The 15,893-nt window shown below is 45.4% G+C and carries 14 protein-coding genes; 11 read left to right on the plus strand and 3 right to left on the minus strand.

The features are described 5' to 3' along the window. Positions 1-16 precede the first annotated feature (16 nt). The 9 genes from DXB91_RS07915 (at position 17) to DXB91_RS07955 (ending at position 9,616) form a co-directional block, all read left to right on the plus strand. Positions 17-337 carry a PadR family transcriptional regulator gene (locus DXB91_RS07915; protein ID WP_117549107.1) on the plus strand — a complete coding sequence of 107 codons (321 nt, stop codon included), beginning with the start codon at positions 17-19 and terminating at the stop codon, positions 335-337. Continuing rightward, positions 330-923: a DUF1700 domain-containing protein gene (locus tag DXB91_RS07920; protein WP_118017436.1), complete on the plus strand. Its 594-nt coding sequence runs from the start codon at positions 330-332 to the stop codon at positions 921-923. Before DXB91_RS07915 ends, DXB91_RS07920 begins: the two co-directional genes overlap by 8 nt. A gap of 2 nt (positions 924-925) precedes the next feature. Continuing rightward, a complete protein-coding gene (locus DXB91_RS07925; protein ID WP_118017438.1) occupies positions 926-1,870 on the plus strand; it encodes a DUF4097 family beta strand repeat-containing protein in 945 nt (314 codons plus the stop codon). Positions 1,871-2,078: 208 nt separating this feature from the next. Beyond that, the gene (locus DXB91_RS07930) at positions 2,079-3,257 is read left to right on the plus strand and encodes a PrsW family intramembrane metalloprotease (protein WP_118017440.1); all 1,179 of its coding nucleotides are present in this window, start codon (positions 2,079-2,081) and stop codon (positions 3,255-3,257) included. 33 nt (positions 3,258-3,290) lie between these two features. After that, the gene (locus tag DXB91_RS07935; RefSeq protein ID WP_118017442.1) at positions 3,291-4,580 is read left to right on the plus strand and encodes a dihydroorotase; all 1,290 of its coding nucleotides are present in this window, start codon (positions 3,291-3,293) and stop codon (positions 4,578-4,580) included. A 51-nt stretch (positions 4,581-4,631) separates the two neighbouring features. Then, positions 4,632-4,925 carry an acylphosphatase gene (locus DXB91_RS07940; RefSeq protein WP_118017444.1) on the plus strand — a complete coding sequence of 98 codons (294 nt, stop codon included), beginning with the start codon at positions 4,632-4,634 and terminating at the stop codon, positions 4,923-4,925. A 29-nt stretch (positions 4,926-4,954) separates the two neighbouring features. Beyond that, positions 4,955-5,887 (plus strand): GTP-binding protein, encoded by a 933-nt coding sequence (locus DXB91_RS07945; protein ID WP_015534783.1) that lies wholly within the window; start codon positions 4,955-4,957, stop codon positions 5,885-5,887. Positions 5,888-5,915: 28 nt separating this feature from the next. Beyond that, positions 5,916-7,736 carry a hypothetical protein gene (locus DXB91_RS07950; protein ID WP_118017446.1) on the plus strand — a complete coding sequence of 607 codons (1,821 nt, stop codon included), beginning with the start codon at positions 5,916-5,918 and terminating at the stop codon, positions 7,734-7,736. Positions 7,737-7,774: 38 nt separating this feature from the next. Next, positions 7,775-9,616, plus strand: a complete 1,842-nt coding sequence (locus tag DXB91_RS07955; RefSeq protein ID WP_147343978.1) for a DUF4153 domain-containing protein — start codon at positions 7,775-7,777, stop codon at positions 9,614-9,616. 90 nt (positions 9,617-9,706) lie between these two features. On the opposite strand, the gene DXB91_RS07960 is transcribed toward DXB91_RS07955, so the two are convergent. Further along, positions 9,707-10,324, minus strand: a complete 618-nt coding sequence (locus DXB91_RS07960) for a TerD family protein (protein ID WP_117874281.1) — start codon at positions 10,322-10,324, stop codon at positions 9,707-9,709. A 17-nt stretch (positions 10,325-10,341) separates the two neighbouring features. Next, the gene (locus DXB91_RS07965; RefSeq protein WP_118017450.1) at positions 10,342-11,787 is read right to left on the minus strand and encodes a sodium:proton antiporter; all 1,446 of its coding nucleotides are present in this window, start codon (positions 11,785-11,787) and stop codon (positions 10,342-10,344) included. Between the two features lie 215 nt (positions 11,788-12,002). On the opposite strand from DXB91_RS07965, the gene DXB91_RS07970 reads away from it, so the two are divergent. Both DXB91_RS07970 and DXB91_RS07975 read left to right on the plus strand, forming a co-directional pair. Continuing rightward, positions 12,003-13,832 (plus strand): GGDEF domain-containing phosphodiesterase, encoded by a 1,830-nt coding sequence (locus DXB91_RS07970; protein ID WP_117874279.1) that lies wholly within the window; start codon positions 12,003-12,005, stop codon positions 13,830-13,832. Positions 13,833-14,173: 341 nt separating this feature from the next. Then, complete coding sequence (locus tag DXB91_RS07975) at positions 14,174-14,764, plus strand: NADH peroxidase (RefSeq protein ID WP_055224152.1); 591 nt, start codon at positions 14,174-14,176, stop codon at positions 14,762-14,764. A 127-nt stretch (positions 14,765-14,891) separates the two neighbouring features. Here the strand turns inward: DXB91_RS07975 and DXB91_RS07980 are convergent, their stop codons facing one another. Then, positions 14,892-15,851, minus strand: a complete 960-nt coding sequence (locus tag DXB91_RS07980) for a DUF6709 family protein (protein ID WP_117874278.1) — start codon at positions 15,849-15,851, stop codon at positions 14,892-14,894. Positions 15,852-15,893 lie beyond the last annotated feature (42 nt).

Raw genomic sequence — 15,893 nt, forward strand, 5'->3', positions numbered from 1 at the left:
GTAAGGAGGTATAGCGATGGATATACAATTGAAGAGAGGGATGCTCGACGTGTGTGTGCTTGCGGCCATCAAGGACGAGGATTCCTATGGATATCAGATCATCAAAGATATGAAGCCGTATGTGACGATATCAGAGTCCACACTCTATCCTATCCTCAGAAGACTTGAGGCGGGAGCACTGCTCACGGTTCATTCCGTGGAGCATAACGGAAGACTCAGAAAGTATTATCATATTACGGATGCCGGAAGAGCCAGGATAGAAGAGTTCAAGGAAGAGTGGAAAGAACTGGAATCCATATACAGATTTATTGTGAAGGAGGAAGTCAGAGATGAATAAACAGGAATATCTGGAGGCAATAAGAAGCAGGATCAGTGCGATGCCGGCCGATGATGTGAACAGGTTTATGGATTATTACAGTGAGATGATAGATGACCGTGTGGAAGACGGCCTTTCCGAGGAGGAGGCTGTGGCGGATATGGGATCTCCGGAGGCTGCTGTGGAGCAGATACTTGAGGAGATGCCGCTCACGAAGCTTGTGAAGGAGAAGATCAAGCCAAAGCACGAGCTCAAGGCATGGGAGGTCATACTCATAGTACTTGGTTCTCCGGTGTGGATACCACTTCTCATTACAGCGGCGGTATTGTTGCTCACACTGTGGATAGTTGCATTTGCACTTCTTATATCATTCTATGCGGTAGTGCTCAGCTTTGTGGTTGCGGGAATAGGCGGATTGATATGTACCATACCTCTGTTCGTGGCCCACAGCCCTTATACAGCAGTTCTCATGCTCGGAGCAGCACTCATAGGAGTTGGTATAGCGATATTGTTTGTTGTATCGGTTAAGCCTGTTACGGTTGGCATATTTAAGGTCTGCAAGGCCAGTGTGAATGGTATAAAGAGAATGTTTGTAAAGGAGAAATAGTCATGAGTAGAACAAAGAAAGCTGTTATTGTTGCATCGGTCATGATCGTGGCAGGCATTATCACTGTGATCTCAGCACTTGCTGTAAATGGATTCAGATGGCCAAATGTGACTGTGAATCTGGCACACATGACATCGGAGCCGGTTAATTACGTAAAGAAGACTGTTGATATAAAAGATAAATTCACTGCAATTGATGTAAAAAGCGCATCAGATGTGGATGTTGCCGTGAAGAAGGCGAGTGGAGATACAAGTTATGTGGAGTATTATGACTGCGAGAATCTGACACATCATGTAGATATATCAGATGGCGTGCTCAGGATAACCGCAGATGACAGTAGAAACGCGGCATTTAACATTTCCATTGGTATGTACTCTGGAGCATGGCCGTCCGTGACGGTGTATCTGGCCGGCACGGAGTACGATGATTTGAAGATCGTGACCAGCAGCGGTGACGTGGATATGGAATATTATCTGGCAATAGGCAATATCGATATAGAGGCCGCCAGCGGCGATGTGATCGTAAAGGGGGTAAATGCAGATGCTCTGACAGTGGCGACCAGCAGTGGTGACATTAAGCTTGACAGTGTATCGTCAAAGGATACAAGAATATCAGCAAACAGTGGTGACGTCAGTCTTGGTGATGTGGTGATGGATAATATTGATCTGAAGACCGCCAGTGGCAATATCACATCTGGCAGTATAAAGACAAAACGTATAAACGGTCGTGCGTCAAGTGGTGACGTAATGATTAGAGACTGTGATGCTTCTGAGATCAATGTCGTGACAACCAGTGGTGATGTATCGATCGGTATTGGCTCAGAAATGAAGTATGAATACAATACAAAGACATCCAGCGGTGATGTAAATGTACCGGACTCGGTTGAGGGAGCAGATGGAAAGTGCAATATTGAGACTAGTAGCGGAGATATTGATGTCACACAGTAAGTCGTAACTGAATACATTTGAAAATTGGTTCAAGGCAGGTCTTCTGAAATGGAATGACCTGCCTTGAGTTGTATTTAGGCTAAATTAAAGTTAATTAATGAAATAAAATGTCGGTAAAGGCCTCTGCTTATTGTGGATTCACGCTAAAAATGGTATCTTTAATATGTATATATATCTATACGGAAGAAAATATCAGGGAGAGTAAAGGATGAGTGCATTTGCATTGAGACTTGCAGTATTACCTTCGGTGTTACTGCTGTTATTTGTAGTCAGAAGAAATAAGAATAGCAGGGATCCAATGAGTCTGCTAGTATGGCTTGCGGTTCTGGGAGCTGTCAGCACGATACCGGCAGTAGTCGTGGAGCTGGTTGGGGGCGTATTGTTATACTATATGGGATTGGAATCCGGAACGGCGGTTTATGAGCTGGTCAACTGCTTCTTTATAGTGGCGATGATCGAGGAACTGGGCAAATTCCTTGGAATGTTAATACTTACATGGAAAAATAAGAACTTTGACCACAGCTATGACGGCGTTATATATGGCGTGTGCTCGTCGCTCGGATTTGCAACACTGGAGAATATCCTGTATGTATTCCAGGGTGGAATAGGACTCGGAATCCTGAGGGCTGTGACAGCAATCCCACTTCACTGCTCATGCGGCGTTATCATGGGATATTTCTACTCAAAGGCGAGAGAGAATGCGAACAAGGGCGAGGGTGCCGCAGGCAATATGCTGATAGCGTATTTTAGCACCATGGGAATACACGGACTGTATGATTTTGTGTTGTCGATTGATGACACCAGCGTGATCCTGTGCATACTGGTTCTGATCCTGTCTGTGGTTTTGATGTTCCTGCTCATATCCCATGCGGCAAAGAACGATCATATCATAGCGGTAAATCCTATATGGGTGAATCCGTATAACTTCAGATATATACCTATGTGTGGATATAATCAGCCAAATATGTACGGACAGAACATGCAGTACAATCAGCCAAATGTATATGGCAAGTGGCAGAATACCTTCCAGCCAAATGCATACGGCCAGACGAATCAGTACAATAATCAGCAGAGTGGCTATGGCCGGCAGCCTCGGTATGGTCAGCAGAGTGGCTATGGCCGGCAGCCTCGGTATGGTCAGCAGAGTGGCTATGGCCAGCAGCCGGGGCAGTACAATCAGCCAGGCAGCTATACTCAACAGCCAGGACAGTACAATCAGCCGTCAAGTGGCTACAGTCAGCCACAGCGGTACGATCAGCAGAATGGCTACAGCCAGCAGACCCAGTATGGCTGGCAGTCACAGCAGAATAATCAGTATAGCGGCTACGGTCAGCAGCCACATTACGGTCAGTCATCACAGTATGATCCGCAGAACACATACAGATAGTAATAAAATATTTATATAGAGGAGAACAGGCAAATGTTATTGATAAAGAATGGAAGAGTCGTTGATCCGGTCACCCATACAGACGAGGTCATGGATGTGCTCATCGACGGCAATCACATAGTTAAGACAGGATACGATCTGGAGGCAGAGGGTGCGGAGGTCATCGATGCAGATGGACTTGTAGTTGCACCGGGATTGGTAGACACACATGTACACTTCCGCGATCCGGGATTTACGTACAAGGAAGACATCGAGACAGGTGCCGCCGCCGCTGCAAGAGGAGGCTTCACGATGGTGGTATGTATGGCGAATACAAAGCCGGCGGTGGATAACCTTGAGACTCTCAAGTATATACAGGATAAAGGTGCAAAGACCGGAATACATGTAGTTCAGACAGCCACAGTCACAAAGGGCCTTGCTGGCAAGGAACTCGTGGACATGGACAGTCTTGCGGCTGCAGGTGCAGCAGGATTTACCGATGACGGAATCCCAATCATGGATGAGAAGCTTCTTCTTGAGGCTATGGAGAAGGCAAGGGATCTTGATCTTCCGGTGAGTCTTCATGAAGAGGATCCGCTGTTCATTGTACAGCCGGGAGTTAATCAGGGAAAAGTATCAGAAAAGCTTGGATACGGCGGTGCATCCCGCACAGCGGAGGATATTATGGTTGCAAGGGACTGCGTCCTTGCACTTCACACAGGTGCATCAGTGTGCATACAGCATATAAGCTCAGGCAATTCCGTGGATATAGTGAGAACTGCAAAGAAGCTTGGAGCGGACGTACATGCGGAGGCAACTCCACATCATTTCACCCTTATAGAGGATGCTGTGTTGAAGTACGGAACCATGGCGCGTATGAATCCTCCACTCAGAACCGAGAAAGACAGAAGACAGATTATAGAGGGAATACAGAATGGCACAATAGATATGATAGTGACGGATCACGCCCCGCACAGCAGTGAGGAGAAGGCGAGACCGCTTGACAAGGCGCCAAGTGGAATAACAGGGCTTGAGACATCTCTTGCCCTTGGAATATATTCCCTTGTACAGCCTGGATATATCTCACTCATGAAGCTCATGGAACTAATGAGCAGGAATCCTGCAGAATTTTACCGCATGGAACCGGGCAAGATAGCAGAGGGAGCTCCTGCGGATATAGTCATATTTGGCGAGAATGAGCAGTGGACAGTGAACAGCTTTGCGTCAAAGGCATCCAACAGTCCATTTGCCGGATGGACTCTCCCAGGAAGGGTTCACTATACAATCTGTGGCGGAAATATCGTGTATGACGCAGAAAAGTACGATGCTGAACATGATGTGTAAGATGCGGGCAGCAGGATATAAAATGTAAGATATGAGAAGATCATAACAGAGATGGGACATATAGATATGGACAAGATAAGACGACATTATACATTCAGAGGAAGAGTGCAGGGAGTTGGCTTCAGATACAGGGCGAGCTATGCTGCATCCATGTACGGAGTCACCGGCTGGGTGTGCAACAGATATGATGATTCTGTTGAGATGGAGGCTGAGGGGCTGCCTGAGGCTATAGACAAGGTGATAGCAGTTCTCAGAAATGACAGATATATATTTATAGAGGATATGGATGTCAGGGAGATACCTCTGGAGAATGACAGCGGATTTCATGTGAGATCAAGCTGGTAACGCGCGTAGATAATAAGGAGAGTGGACATATGGTAAAGATAGATTTGATAACGGGCTTTCTGGGCTCAGGCAAGACGACATTTATTAAGAAGTATGTGAGCTACCTTGTTGGCAAAGGATATAATGTCGGAATCCTTGAAAATGATTATGGTGCAGTCAACGTGGACATGATGCTTCTTCAGGATGTGATGGGCGAGAACTGTCATGCTGAGATGGTGGCAGGTGGCTGCGGCGAGGACTGTCACAAGAGAAGGTTCAAGACAAAGCTCATAGCGATGGGGATGAGCGGCTATGACAGAGTCATTGTTGAGCCGTCCGGAATATTTGATGTGGATGAATTCTTTGACGTCCTCCACGAGGAGCCACTTGACAGATGGTATGAGGTGGGAAGCATCATTTCCATAGTCGATGCCGGACTTGACCGGGATATGAGCAGACAGTCCAGATATGTGCTTGCGTCTGAGGTTGCGAACTGTGGAACTCTGGTGATGAGCAAGGTTCAGGATGCATCGGAGGATGAGAAGAGGAGCACAATAGAATATATCAATGAAGTGCTCACCGAATTCCAGTGTAAGCGTCAGTTTGGCGATGATGTTCTGGAGAAGAACTGGGATGATTTCACGGACGATGACTTTGAAGGTTTTATGTCAACCGGATACAAATTAAACGACTATGTAAAATTATGGTTCAAACAAAGTGATGTGTTTAACTCGGTATATATCATGAATAAGGTCATGCCTCAGGAGCGGCTTGAGACGATAGTCAGGGATATATTTGCGGATAAGGAATGCGGAGATGTCTTTAGAATCAAGGGTTTTCTCCCTGTAAATGACACCGGATGGATAGAGCTCAACGCCACGGTAAAAAAGACCGAGGTGAGACCTATAGAGAACGGGCAGGAGATCATAATTGTGATCGGTTCGAATTTGGTGGAGGACAAAATAAAACGGTACTTTGAGTAAAGAGGCTGATGGACAGGAGCGGATTTTCATGACAGACAGGGCTAAGAAATTGAACAGAGAAGAGAAGCTTCAACTTCAGGCTGAAAAGCTGAAAGAACAGGCACAGATAGATCTTGAGGGGTACGTTATGTGTCGTTCTGCACTCAGGGCGACCAGAACGGATCTTCATGAGGAGTCGGAACGGTATGACAGACTTAGGGAAGAATATGAAGAGCTGAAGAACAGACGCGCACCGTACAAGGTGCTGTTCTATAAACGCAGAAGGATCAGAAAGTGTAAAAAGCACATAAAGGAGCTGGGAAGGGCAAAGAAACGTCTGCGCAAACAGATGAAGGAACATCGTGAGGGTGTCAGACGAAGAACTGTTACCAACACATTTGCATTTGTTGCAGCGCTTGCGATGTTCGCCATGATGGCGTGGAGGATATGGCAGCTCGCACAGGGTGTGTACTATATGGCATTTTACAGAAATGGTGAGGCCCTTGAGATAACGGCTGTTGCTGTGCTCAGGCAGCTCCTGCTTGTGGCGTGCATCGTATATGGCCTTGTGGTTGTATGGCAGTCACTGCAGGTGTGGGGCATGAAGCGGGAAGGCTGGAATGGTGTAATAAGAATTAAGGTGAAACAGAAGGCCTACTGGATTATGATGATAGGCGTACCGCTTCAGATAGTCAGCCATGGAGATATGCTGACGAATGCCATGATGCTTATAACGATTATCAGTCAGATGGTCATGGCGGCACTTTTGTCGACGGTCCAGTCGAGAAGGATACTTGTGAAGATATTTGCATGGTGCTATGTCGGGGGAATCTGTGTGATATGGCTGTATGGCGGAGTGTACTGCAGAAACTTCGAGATATCGGGAAATGATTCCGGAACCAGCACCTATGCGGTTGACAACAAGTCGAATTTCTCGCAGATATGGGAGATGTCGACTGAACCGGAATTCTATCATATGGGTATGTATGCCCAGAACAGGGATACAGATTATGGCATGATGATCATTCCGGGACTTGCGTATGCTGATACGATAGGCAGTGAGTCGAGGGAGATAGAGAACTGCACGTCCATGACGCCACAGGGGCTGGCAGTTACGAAGGAGTATACATTTGTCAGTGCTTACTGCAAGACGAAGAAACACAAATCTGTGATATTTGTTCTTGATACACAGACCGGGGAATATATTAAAACACTGGTTCTCAAGGACACGACACATGCCGGAGGACTTGCGTATGATACGAAGAATAATGTGCTGTGGGTTTCCTCGTATATGATCGATGAGGATGAGGACAGGAGCAGGAAGGCATCCATATCATGTCTTACGCTGGACTCCATAGAGAAATATGATGTGGCTCAGGGAAAGCCGATAAAATACAGGAACACATGTAGCGTCATGTTCCCTGCAACGTCATTTATCACGATATATGACGGACATATATATGCGGGCTACTGGCGAAAGGATAAGAACAGCTACAGCATGGCAGCCAGCTACGAGATCGTAAATGGCGGCACCGCCATATCCTCGGAGGAGGACGAGGCTTTCTATATACCAGGAAGGGTGCAGGGGCTTCAGGTGTACAAAAATGAGATAATATTCTCTATATCATATGGTATAGATGAATCCAGGATAGAGGTATACGATACAGATATAGGTAAGCTGTCCAGTGTGAATTACGGCACAGAGACACCGAGACAGGTGGTTAAGCTCCCGCAGAAGCTGGAGCAGATATATTCGTATAATGGCAAATTATACTGCCTGTTCGAGTCTGCAAGTTTTGCCTACAGGCTGACAGCACCGGTGTGTATGGACAGGATCGTGGGGCTTGATGAGATGGCACTTGTAGAGTAGCTCAAAGTGGTTCAAGGTGAAAAAATGGAGGGTTTGGGATGAACGAACAGAATATTAACAATGGAATGAATGGAGGCCCGGGGATGCCCCCGCCGCCACCGCAAGGGTATATGAACATGAATGGAGGCCCGGGGATGCCCCCGCCACCACCGCAAGGGTATATGAACATGAATGGAGGCCCGGGGATGCCCCCGCCACCACCGCAAGGGTATATGAACATGAATGGAGGCCCGGGGATGCCCCCGCCACCACCGCAAGGGTATATGAACATGAATGGAGGCCCGGGGATGCCCCCGCCGCCACCTCAGGGTTATATGAACATGAATGCCAGACCGCCGCAGAGGAGAAATCCTGCGGTGTCTCCGAACAGATTCAGGATGTTTGGTATTCCGGTACTGGTATATGCGATCATATGTGCGGCATGTCTGTACAGCAACTGGTCGAGTATATTGTCGGCTGTGCTTTCGATAGTATCAATAGTGTTTATCAGTACATGCATGGTACGATATGAGAAGAACATCGGTGCAGACCGTGAGGCCATGACCACTGGAGCTGCGTTGTCGAAACAGAGTATACTGATCCCATATTATATTCTTGTGTTCATGATGTCGGTTGCCCTGAGTCTCACAGACGAGGGATATATCATATTTGGATGTAATGTGGGAATAATCGCTACAGAGATGTATGCGGTTATGACATACTTCAATGACACTGAAAAGCAGGGGATATTCAAGGGAATATTCTCATTTTTCGAGATGTTCTTTGGTTCGATAGGGTATGTAAACATGCCATTTGCCGACAGAAAGGCGGAGCGTGAGATAACCGGCAAAAAGAGAAATTCCAAGCTGATGTACATACTTCTTGGATGTGTGATAGCACTTCCGATACTGGTGATCGTGCTCAATCTGCTGTCTTCGGCAGATCCTGTGTTTGCAAAGGTCATAAAGGACATATTTGGCAAACTGTTCTTCTCGTGGGATATAGTGAAGATAGTTCTGTTTGCCGCTGTGATATTCCTGTTTGTATATGGATTTATTGTCAAGGCGGGCCGCAGAGATCTTGGTGCAAATGCTCCGAAGGAGGGGCAGTACAATGCAGTGACAGGTATAACTATAACGATAGTGCTCACAGCGTTCTATCTGATATTTGCCGTTGTTCAGATAGTGTATCTGTTCATGAACAGCGCAGGACTTCCGGACGATATGACATACGCAGAGTATGCAAGACAGGGCTTCTTCCAGCTGCTCTTTGTAGCGGTTGTAAATGTGTGTATGGTGCTGATATTTAGTGCTATATTCAGAAAGAGTCTGGTGCTCAACGTGTCACTGCTCATGATGTGCATATGTACATATATAATGATTGCCTCATCAGCTGTGAGGCTGTCCATGTACATTGCGGAATATGATCTGACATACCTCAGAATAAATACCATATGGGCGCTGATAGTCACGTCTATAGTGATGCTCGGTGTTATCATAAGCCTGTTCTGGAGAAATATGCCGCTGTTCAGATACATATTTATGACGGTTCTTGTGATGTTCACGCTGTATGCATTTATCAGACCTGGCGCAGTGATAACGAGGTACAATATCAGTCAGGCACACGATGGCAAGAAAGTGGATCTTGAGTATGTGATGGATATAGGTAATGACGGAGTTCCATATCTGATCGATTATTTCAGGACCAAAGACATTACGCCCGAAATGGTCATGGAGGAAGTGATGTCGAAATATAGCGAGGATACCTACTACTGGAGAGACGACACGGTGGGAGAGAGGCTTGAGAAGATGCTTGAGGAGAATGACGACAAGGGCTATATCAGAAGCTTTAACTTCTCCAGATACAGAGCTTCAAAAGCTATAGAGAATTATATAAAGTAGCGCAATATAGAATTATAGATCACAATGAAGAAAGCCCCCTGCTTTCGGTTATTTACACCGGAGGCAGGGGGCTTTTAGCTGCATTAAATATTAGTCGTCTTCTTCAGGAACGTAATGTCTTGATGTGTAATACTCAAATATATCCTCGGACTTGTCGTATGGCAGGAACTGGGATCTCTCCCTTACAACCCACTCATCTCCATTGTGGAGAATCTCGCCGAATACATAGCAGTTATTGTGCTTTGCATCCTCACATGCCTTGAAGATGGCATCCTCACGAACATAGACCTTCTCGGTGTGCTTGCATTTGATCAGTGCAAATACGTTGTCCACCTCGGCCAGGCACTGCTTGTGAAGGTTACCGTTGTAGATGTAGAGGAAGAGGATGATCCTTCCAACATTCTCACCTCTGTCGAGGTAGATGCGCATCTCCTCGTCGATACCTTCCTTCTGTCCTGTTCTGTCATCGCCCTTCAGGACTACAGAATCGCTTCTGCTGTACTTGTGACCCCAGAATACCAGTTCGGGATCAGAGCCGTCATTGTGCTCAACGATCGCTGCAAGGTTGAGGTCATATGTGTCCTCGGATGTAGCGCTCATGATATTGTCTATGGCAATCTTAATCTTTTTCTTGAGGTCGACCTTCTTGGCATCCCAGCCAATGCCGACCGTAAGTTTATTATCACCTTTTACAACATATTCGTTCATACAAAAACCCCCTTAGATTACAAGAAGAATAATAATGTGTCTATGAAGAATGTTGGTACAAGAATAGCAACTGACCATACGAGGTAGCCTACAAATGAAGGCATCTTGATACCATTTTCTTCGGCTATTGAACGTACCATAAAGTTAGGTGCGTTTCCTATATAAGTGTTGGCTCCCATGAATACGGCACCGCAGGAGATAGCCATCAGCATGACCTGAGGAACTACACCCATAGCAGTGCTTATACCCTCTGTAAATCCACTTGAAGCAGCGGTGGTGAAGAATACAAGGTAGGTAGGTGTATTGTCAAGGAAACTTGATAAAAGTCCTGTCATCCAGAAGAACTGTGCCGGATGTGTAAGTCCGAGCTCAGAACCACGTGCCTTGAGGATCAGGAGTGCTGGGATCATAGTGATGAAGATACCTATGAACAGTATGGCAACCTCCTGTATAGCATCCCATGTAAAGTTGTTGGCCTTACGGACTTTCTTGCTCGTTGTCTTGAATGAGAGGAAAGCCGCTGCTAGCATGATCACAATCTCGATGATAGCAGCCCATGAGAGTGTTACGCCCTCACAGAAATTGATACCCTTTGCAAATGCAGGGAACTTCATAGGAAGAACACCGCTGAGGATAACTGCGCCTACGATCATTACAAGAAATATAATGTTGTGAGCGCCCTTAAGTCTGATTGGCTTTTTGGTATCCGTATCGAATACCGGCTTCTGTCTGCCGTCTGCGATATCCTTCTTGTACGCTCTTGTGTCGAGAAAGAAGAATACAGTCAGCAGGATGATGAGATTAACAACCATGACCTTTGCAAGTCTGAGACTCCAGAAGAAGTCAACACCATTCATGAATCCCATCAGAAGTGGAGGATCACCGACAGGGGTGAGACAGCCACCAATATTTGAAACGAGGAAGATGAAGAATACAATGATCTGAACCTTTCTTCGTCTCCATTTATTTGCCTTTATGATAGGTCTGATCATCAGCATACTTGCACCGGTAGTACCGATCCAGCTTGACAGCAGAGTACCTATCAGTAGAAGCAGAACATTGAGCTTAGGTGTTCCCACCAGGTCGCCTTCAAGAGATATATTGCCTGCCACACAGAACAGGGCAAAAAGCAATACAATGAAGGTGAGATAGTCACCGATCATTACCTCGAGCAATTGTTCGCCCATCGTACCAAAGCCATGGAATATGGCAAATGGAATTAAAAATAAAAGAGACCAGCCTGCAACAGCCCACTGTTTGTGTTTTTCCCACCACTCACCGGCGATAAGGGGCATAACAGCTATGCACAGAAGCATACACACAAATGGTATACACCATGTAAGTGGAAGCGTAGCACCGAGTGTTTCAGTACCGGATTCGCTGTCTGCCGCCAGGGCACTTGCCTGTGACAGTCCAAGAACTGAGATGACTGTACCGAGACCTAGAAATAACCTGTTTTTCATCGTTTTTGCCTCCTATTAATTATAATTGAAAAACCTTATCTATGCTAACAAAAATATGGTAAAAATTCAACGAAAAAAAATCGAAACTTAACCATTTATTTTCCAGAACAAAAAAATAATAAGTATAGCCCAAAAGATGGATATGTGATAGAATGAAAAAGATTGAAAATTGCAATACTATGGCCTTAGGGCAGAACAGAGGTAATTGATATATTATGGAACATCAATGGTCAAAGGCATACAAACCAAAGAGAAAACTTTACGTGCTGAGGTCCAGAGAGTCAGAGGGATTTGACGATTTTTGTCAGGAGAATGGCTATGACTGGTACAAGTGCTTTAGCAACATATACAGGCCGCTGGCAAACAGGGCTTTGTTTTATATGCCTGAGAAGATGATGGACGCCGGATATTCGCGTCTGTGTGGAGGAGTGGAGATAGGATACAGTGATATGGAGATGGTTCCTCAGAACTGTGTGAGCATCACGGTTCCGGGATTCGACGTTGTGGATATAAAGGGATTTGATATATCTCTGATAGAGGATATACCGAGACTCATGACCATGGCGTATTCATATGCCAAGTTGTATATAGAGACGGAGAAGCTGCACATTGTTTCTAACCACAAGCTTCCATATATATGTTACATGGAGAGCGCAGACAGTCTGTGCGTGGAGATTCCGGTATGGTCCAAGAAGACCAAGACGGAGGAGATGCTGACTCTTGACAACATGAGTAAGAGAGATCTCTATGAGATAGCATACAGGGAGCCTGCCACCGGACATTACAACTGGACATGGCTCAAGGAGAAGCTTGAGCAGTGTGAATATATAGGGCTGGATCAGTTTATATTTGCCAGATTCGACATAAAGGGCTTCAGGCTCATCAACAACGTTATGGGCCGTGAGGTGGCGAAGGATCTGTTCAGATATATATGTGACGCTATGACCAAGCAGGACTGGATATTGTACTCTGCAAAGTGTGAGAGTGACGATTTTGCCATGATTATAAAGTATATGCCGGAGGATGAGATAATGAACCGGCTATATACATTCTTTGAGGAGATAGGACAGCTTCCGTCGAACAGGAAGTATAAGATATTCTATAGCTGTGGTATCGTATTCTATGATGAATTCGAGAAACTCAACATGTCAATGCGCGTTGAGGACATGGCGCAGATGGCACACCTCCAGTGTATCAAGACCAATGTAAATGAGATAAAGATATACACATCGGAGATGAAGAAGGAATACATCATGGCACAGCAGTACAAGCTGGAGCTTCCGGATGCCATAGAGAATGAGGATCTCATGGTATATCTTCAGCCGAAGTACAATCCACAGAACGACACCCTGACCGGTGCTGAGGCTCTGATAAGATGGTTCTACAAGGGCGGAGATATTCTCTCGCCGAAGTATTTCGTGCCGCAGTTTGAGACTGACGGAACTATAGACATCATAGACAGATATGTGCTGAGACAGGTGTGCAAGAAGTTCAAGGAGTGGAAGGAGCTTGGCTACCCGCTCTACCCGATATCCTGTAACCTCTCGAGACACCAGATATCGAGACCGGATCTTATATATATACTGTGTGATATAGTCGATGAATACGGAGTGGATCACTCGCTTATAGACTTTGAGATAACTGAGAGTGCAGATTTCGCTGACGTGCAGTATTTGATAAAGGTGCTCAAGGATCTGAAGGCTGAGGGCTTCAAGATATCCATGGACGATTTTGGAACAGGATACTCCAGTATGGCACTTCTTAAGGATATGCCGCTGGATATAATCAAGATAGACAAGAGCTTTATTGACGGAATAGCCACCGGCGAGCCGAACAACAAGGACATGCTCATGACACAGGATATCCTTGCCATGTCAAGGCATCTGGGAATCAGAAGTCTTGCGGAGGGTGTTGAGACATTTGAGCAGAAGGAATACCTGAGAGAGTGGGGATGCCACTACATTCAGGGTTATTACTACAGCAAGCCTATACCTATCACGGGATATGAATATCTTCTCAAGAAGATAATGCTGGGACAGAGCTAGCCGGATAATGATGCTATATAGCGACATATAGAGAATATACAGAAGAGTATAAGAGGATTGATATATGAATGTATCGATCCTCTTTTTCTATTTATATTGAACCTTAACAGGATGTAATCCAATAATGTAATGTATATAATTTACAAGTCTTGTATATATAATCAACAACCTAATAAAAAAATAATTAAGAATCATTCCCAATAGGGGTTGACTTTGATCAAAAAATAGGTATAATAAGACATAGTTGATAAATAAACATCAACAAAGAAGACAGAATATATTTTAACGATCAATGATTGATATTGATTAGATTATTTAAAAGAGAAAAGGAGAATTAAGTTATGGCAAAGTTTGTATGTACAGTATGCGGTTATATCTATGAGGGAGAGCAGGCACCAGCAGAGTGTCCTATCTGTCACGCAGGAGCAGATAAGTTCAAGAAGGTAGAGGGAGAGCTCACACTTGCAGCAGAGCATGAGTTTGGTGTATATGCTGAGACAGTTAAGAACAATCCAGAGATCAGCGATGAGGACAAGAAGTATATCTACGAGCAGCTCAAGGCTAACTTCGAGGGAGAGTGCTCAGAGGTTGGAATGTATCTCTGCATGGCTCGTGTAGCACATCGCGAGGGCTATCCTGAGATCGGTCTCTACTGGGAGAAGGCAGCGTACGAGGAGGCTGAGCATGCAGCTAAGTTCGCAGAGATGCTTGGATCAGACCTTGAGCAGAACATGACAGCTTCAACAGAGAAGAATCTTGCATGGAGAGTTGACTGCGAGTTCGGTGCAACAGCAGGAAAGGTAGATCTTGCAAAGTGCGCTAAGAAGAACAATCTGGATGCGATCCATGATTCAGTTCATGAGATGGCAAGAGACGAGGCAAGACACGGCAAGGCTCTCAAGGGACTTCTTGACAGATACTTCGGTAAGTAAGAAGAAGGTAAAGATTATTCATAAGGATAGTCAGTCTTACACATAAATCTAAAAAAGGTATATGCGGAAAGCAGTCAGGCTGCGATCCGTATATACCTTTTTTAGATTTATGTGTGCTATTTAATTGTTACTCATCTTTCTTGAGACTGAAGGAAGAGGAAGATGTAGTTGAGCTTGTTGTTGTATAAGGATTAGATGCGTGGGCATCCTGCTCTGAAGCTGCCGGCTGCTGTGAGTAGAACGGATCACTGTAAGACGTCTGCGGTGCCTGTGTCTGTTCTGCAGTGCCGTAGCTGCCACTGTTTGTAGTGCCGTACTGCTGTGTATAGCTGCCGTTATTTGGGCTGCCTGTGCTGCCCGGAGTGTACACGCCGTTGAAATCGCCTGTACCGTCATAGTAACCTGTGCCTGCTGGCTGTGCAGATGCGCTGATGGTGTTCTTGCTTCTTGTTGCCTTCAGGATCATGATCACTGCTGCCAGTAGGAATACAGCTCCGAGGACAAGCTTGAATATGTAATCTGAAGAGTCAACCATCTCTATATAGTAAGGAAAAGCTTCTGCCTTTGCGGTCGCATAGTCCTCACTTGTAGGAGTGTATCCATAATATTGTGCGTATGCGTCGACATACTTGGTGATGTAGTCGTCAAGGAAGCCCTGCACCTTGTCGCTGTTCTTGCGGATGACTCCTGTTATGTAGACTGGTTCTGCATCGTCAGCAGATGAGATCGCGTCAAATTTGGCGTCATCACTCTTGGAGATCGATATTCCGATCCACTTGGATGTGTCTCTTTTTGAGCCGTCTTCATTCTTGTCGCAGATATCAACGAGATAGTAGTATCCGTCGGTCTTGGTGACCACGTGATTGTACGTTGTAGTCTTCTCAATGTAAGCTCCGTATCCGTAGGTGAGTGTTCCCTCCACATACACTCCTGGTTTAACTTCCGATTCGTCACATGTAGTAACGTTTAGAAGCTTTCCGTGTAAACCGATAAATGTTCGTATACCCAGGAATAAAAGAACTATTCCGAATATACCGAAAACAACTGCTGATACGATGGGATTCCCCTTTTTCCTTGTTCTTGCCATAATGTTACCTCACTTTTTTTATTTGTTATGAATTATACATAA

This window comes from Coprococcus sp. OM06-34AC (genome assembly GCF_003462545.1).
In the GTDB taxonomy this organism is placed as follows: domain Bacteria; phylum Bacillota; class Clostridia; order Lachnospirales; family Lachnospiraceae; genus Coprococcus; species Coprococcus aceti.

Bases quoted from the DNA above. Each gene is read 5' to 3' on its own strand.
- DXB91_RS07915 (WP_117549107.1), top strand. From the start codon at position 17: ATGGATATACAATTGAAGAGAGGGATGCTCGACGTGTGTGTGCTTGCG.
- DXB91_RS07920 (WP_118017436.1), top strand. From the start codon at position 330: ATGAATAAACAGGAATATCTGGAGGCAATAAGAAGCAGGATCAGTGCG.
- DXB91_RS07925 (WP_118017438.1), top strand. From the start codon at position 926: ATGAGTAGAACAAAGAAAGCTGTTATTGTTGCATCGGTCATGATCGTG.
- DXB91_RS07930 (WP_118017440.1), top strand. From the start codon at position 2,079: ATGAGTGCATTTGCATTGAGACTTGCAGTATTACCTTCGGTGTTACTG.
- DXB91_RS07935 (WP_118017442.1), top strand. From the start codon at position 3,291: ATGTTATTGATAAAGAATGGAAGAGTCGTTGATCCGGTCACCCATACA.
- DXB91_RS07940 (WP_118017444.1), top strand. From the start codon at position 4,632: ATGGGACATATAGATATGGACAAGATAAGACGACATTATACATTCAGA.
- DXB91_RS07945 (WP_015534783.1), top strand. From the start codon at position 4,955: ATGGTAAAGATAGATTTGATAACGGGCTTTCTGGGCTCAGGCAAGACG.
- DXB91_RS07950 (WP_118017446.1), top strand. From the start codon at position 5,916: ATGACAGACAGGGCTAAGAAATTGAACAGAGAAGAGAAGCTTCAACTT.
- DXB91_RS07955 (WP_147343978.1), top strand. From the start codon at position 7,775: ATGAACGAACAGAATATTAACAATGGAATGAATGGAGGCCCGGGGATG.
- DXB91_RS07960 (WP_117874281.1), bottom strand. From the start codon at position 10,324: ATGAACGAATATGTTGTAAAAGGTGATAATAAACTTACGGTCGGCATT.
- DXB91_RS07965 (WP_118017450.1), bottom strand. From the start codon at position 11,787: ATGAAAAACAGGTTATTTCTAGGTCTCGGTACAGTCATCTCAGTTCTT.
- DXB91_RS07970 (WP_117874279.1), top strand. From the start codon at position 12,003: ATGGAACATCAATGGTCAAAGGCATACAAACCAAAGAGAAAACTTTAC.
- DXB91_RS07975 (WP_055224152.1), top strand. From the start codon at position 14,174: ATGGCAAAGTTTGTATGTACAGTATGCGGTTATATCTATGAGGGAGAG.
- DXB91_RS07980 (WP_117874278.1), bottom strand. From the start codon at position 15,851: ATGGCAAGAACAAGGAAAAAGGGGAATCCCATCGTATCAGCAGTTGTT.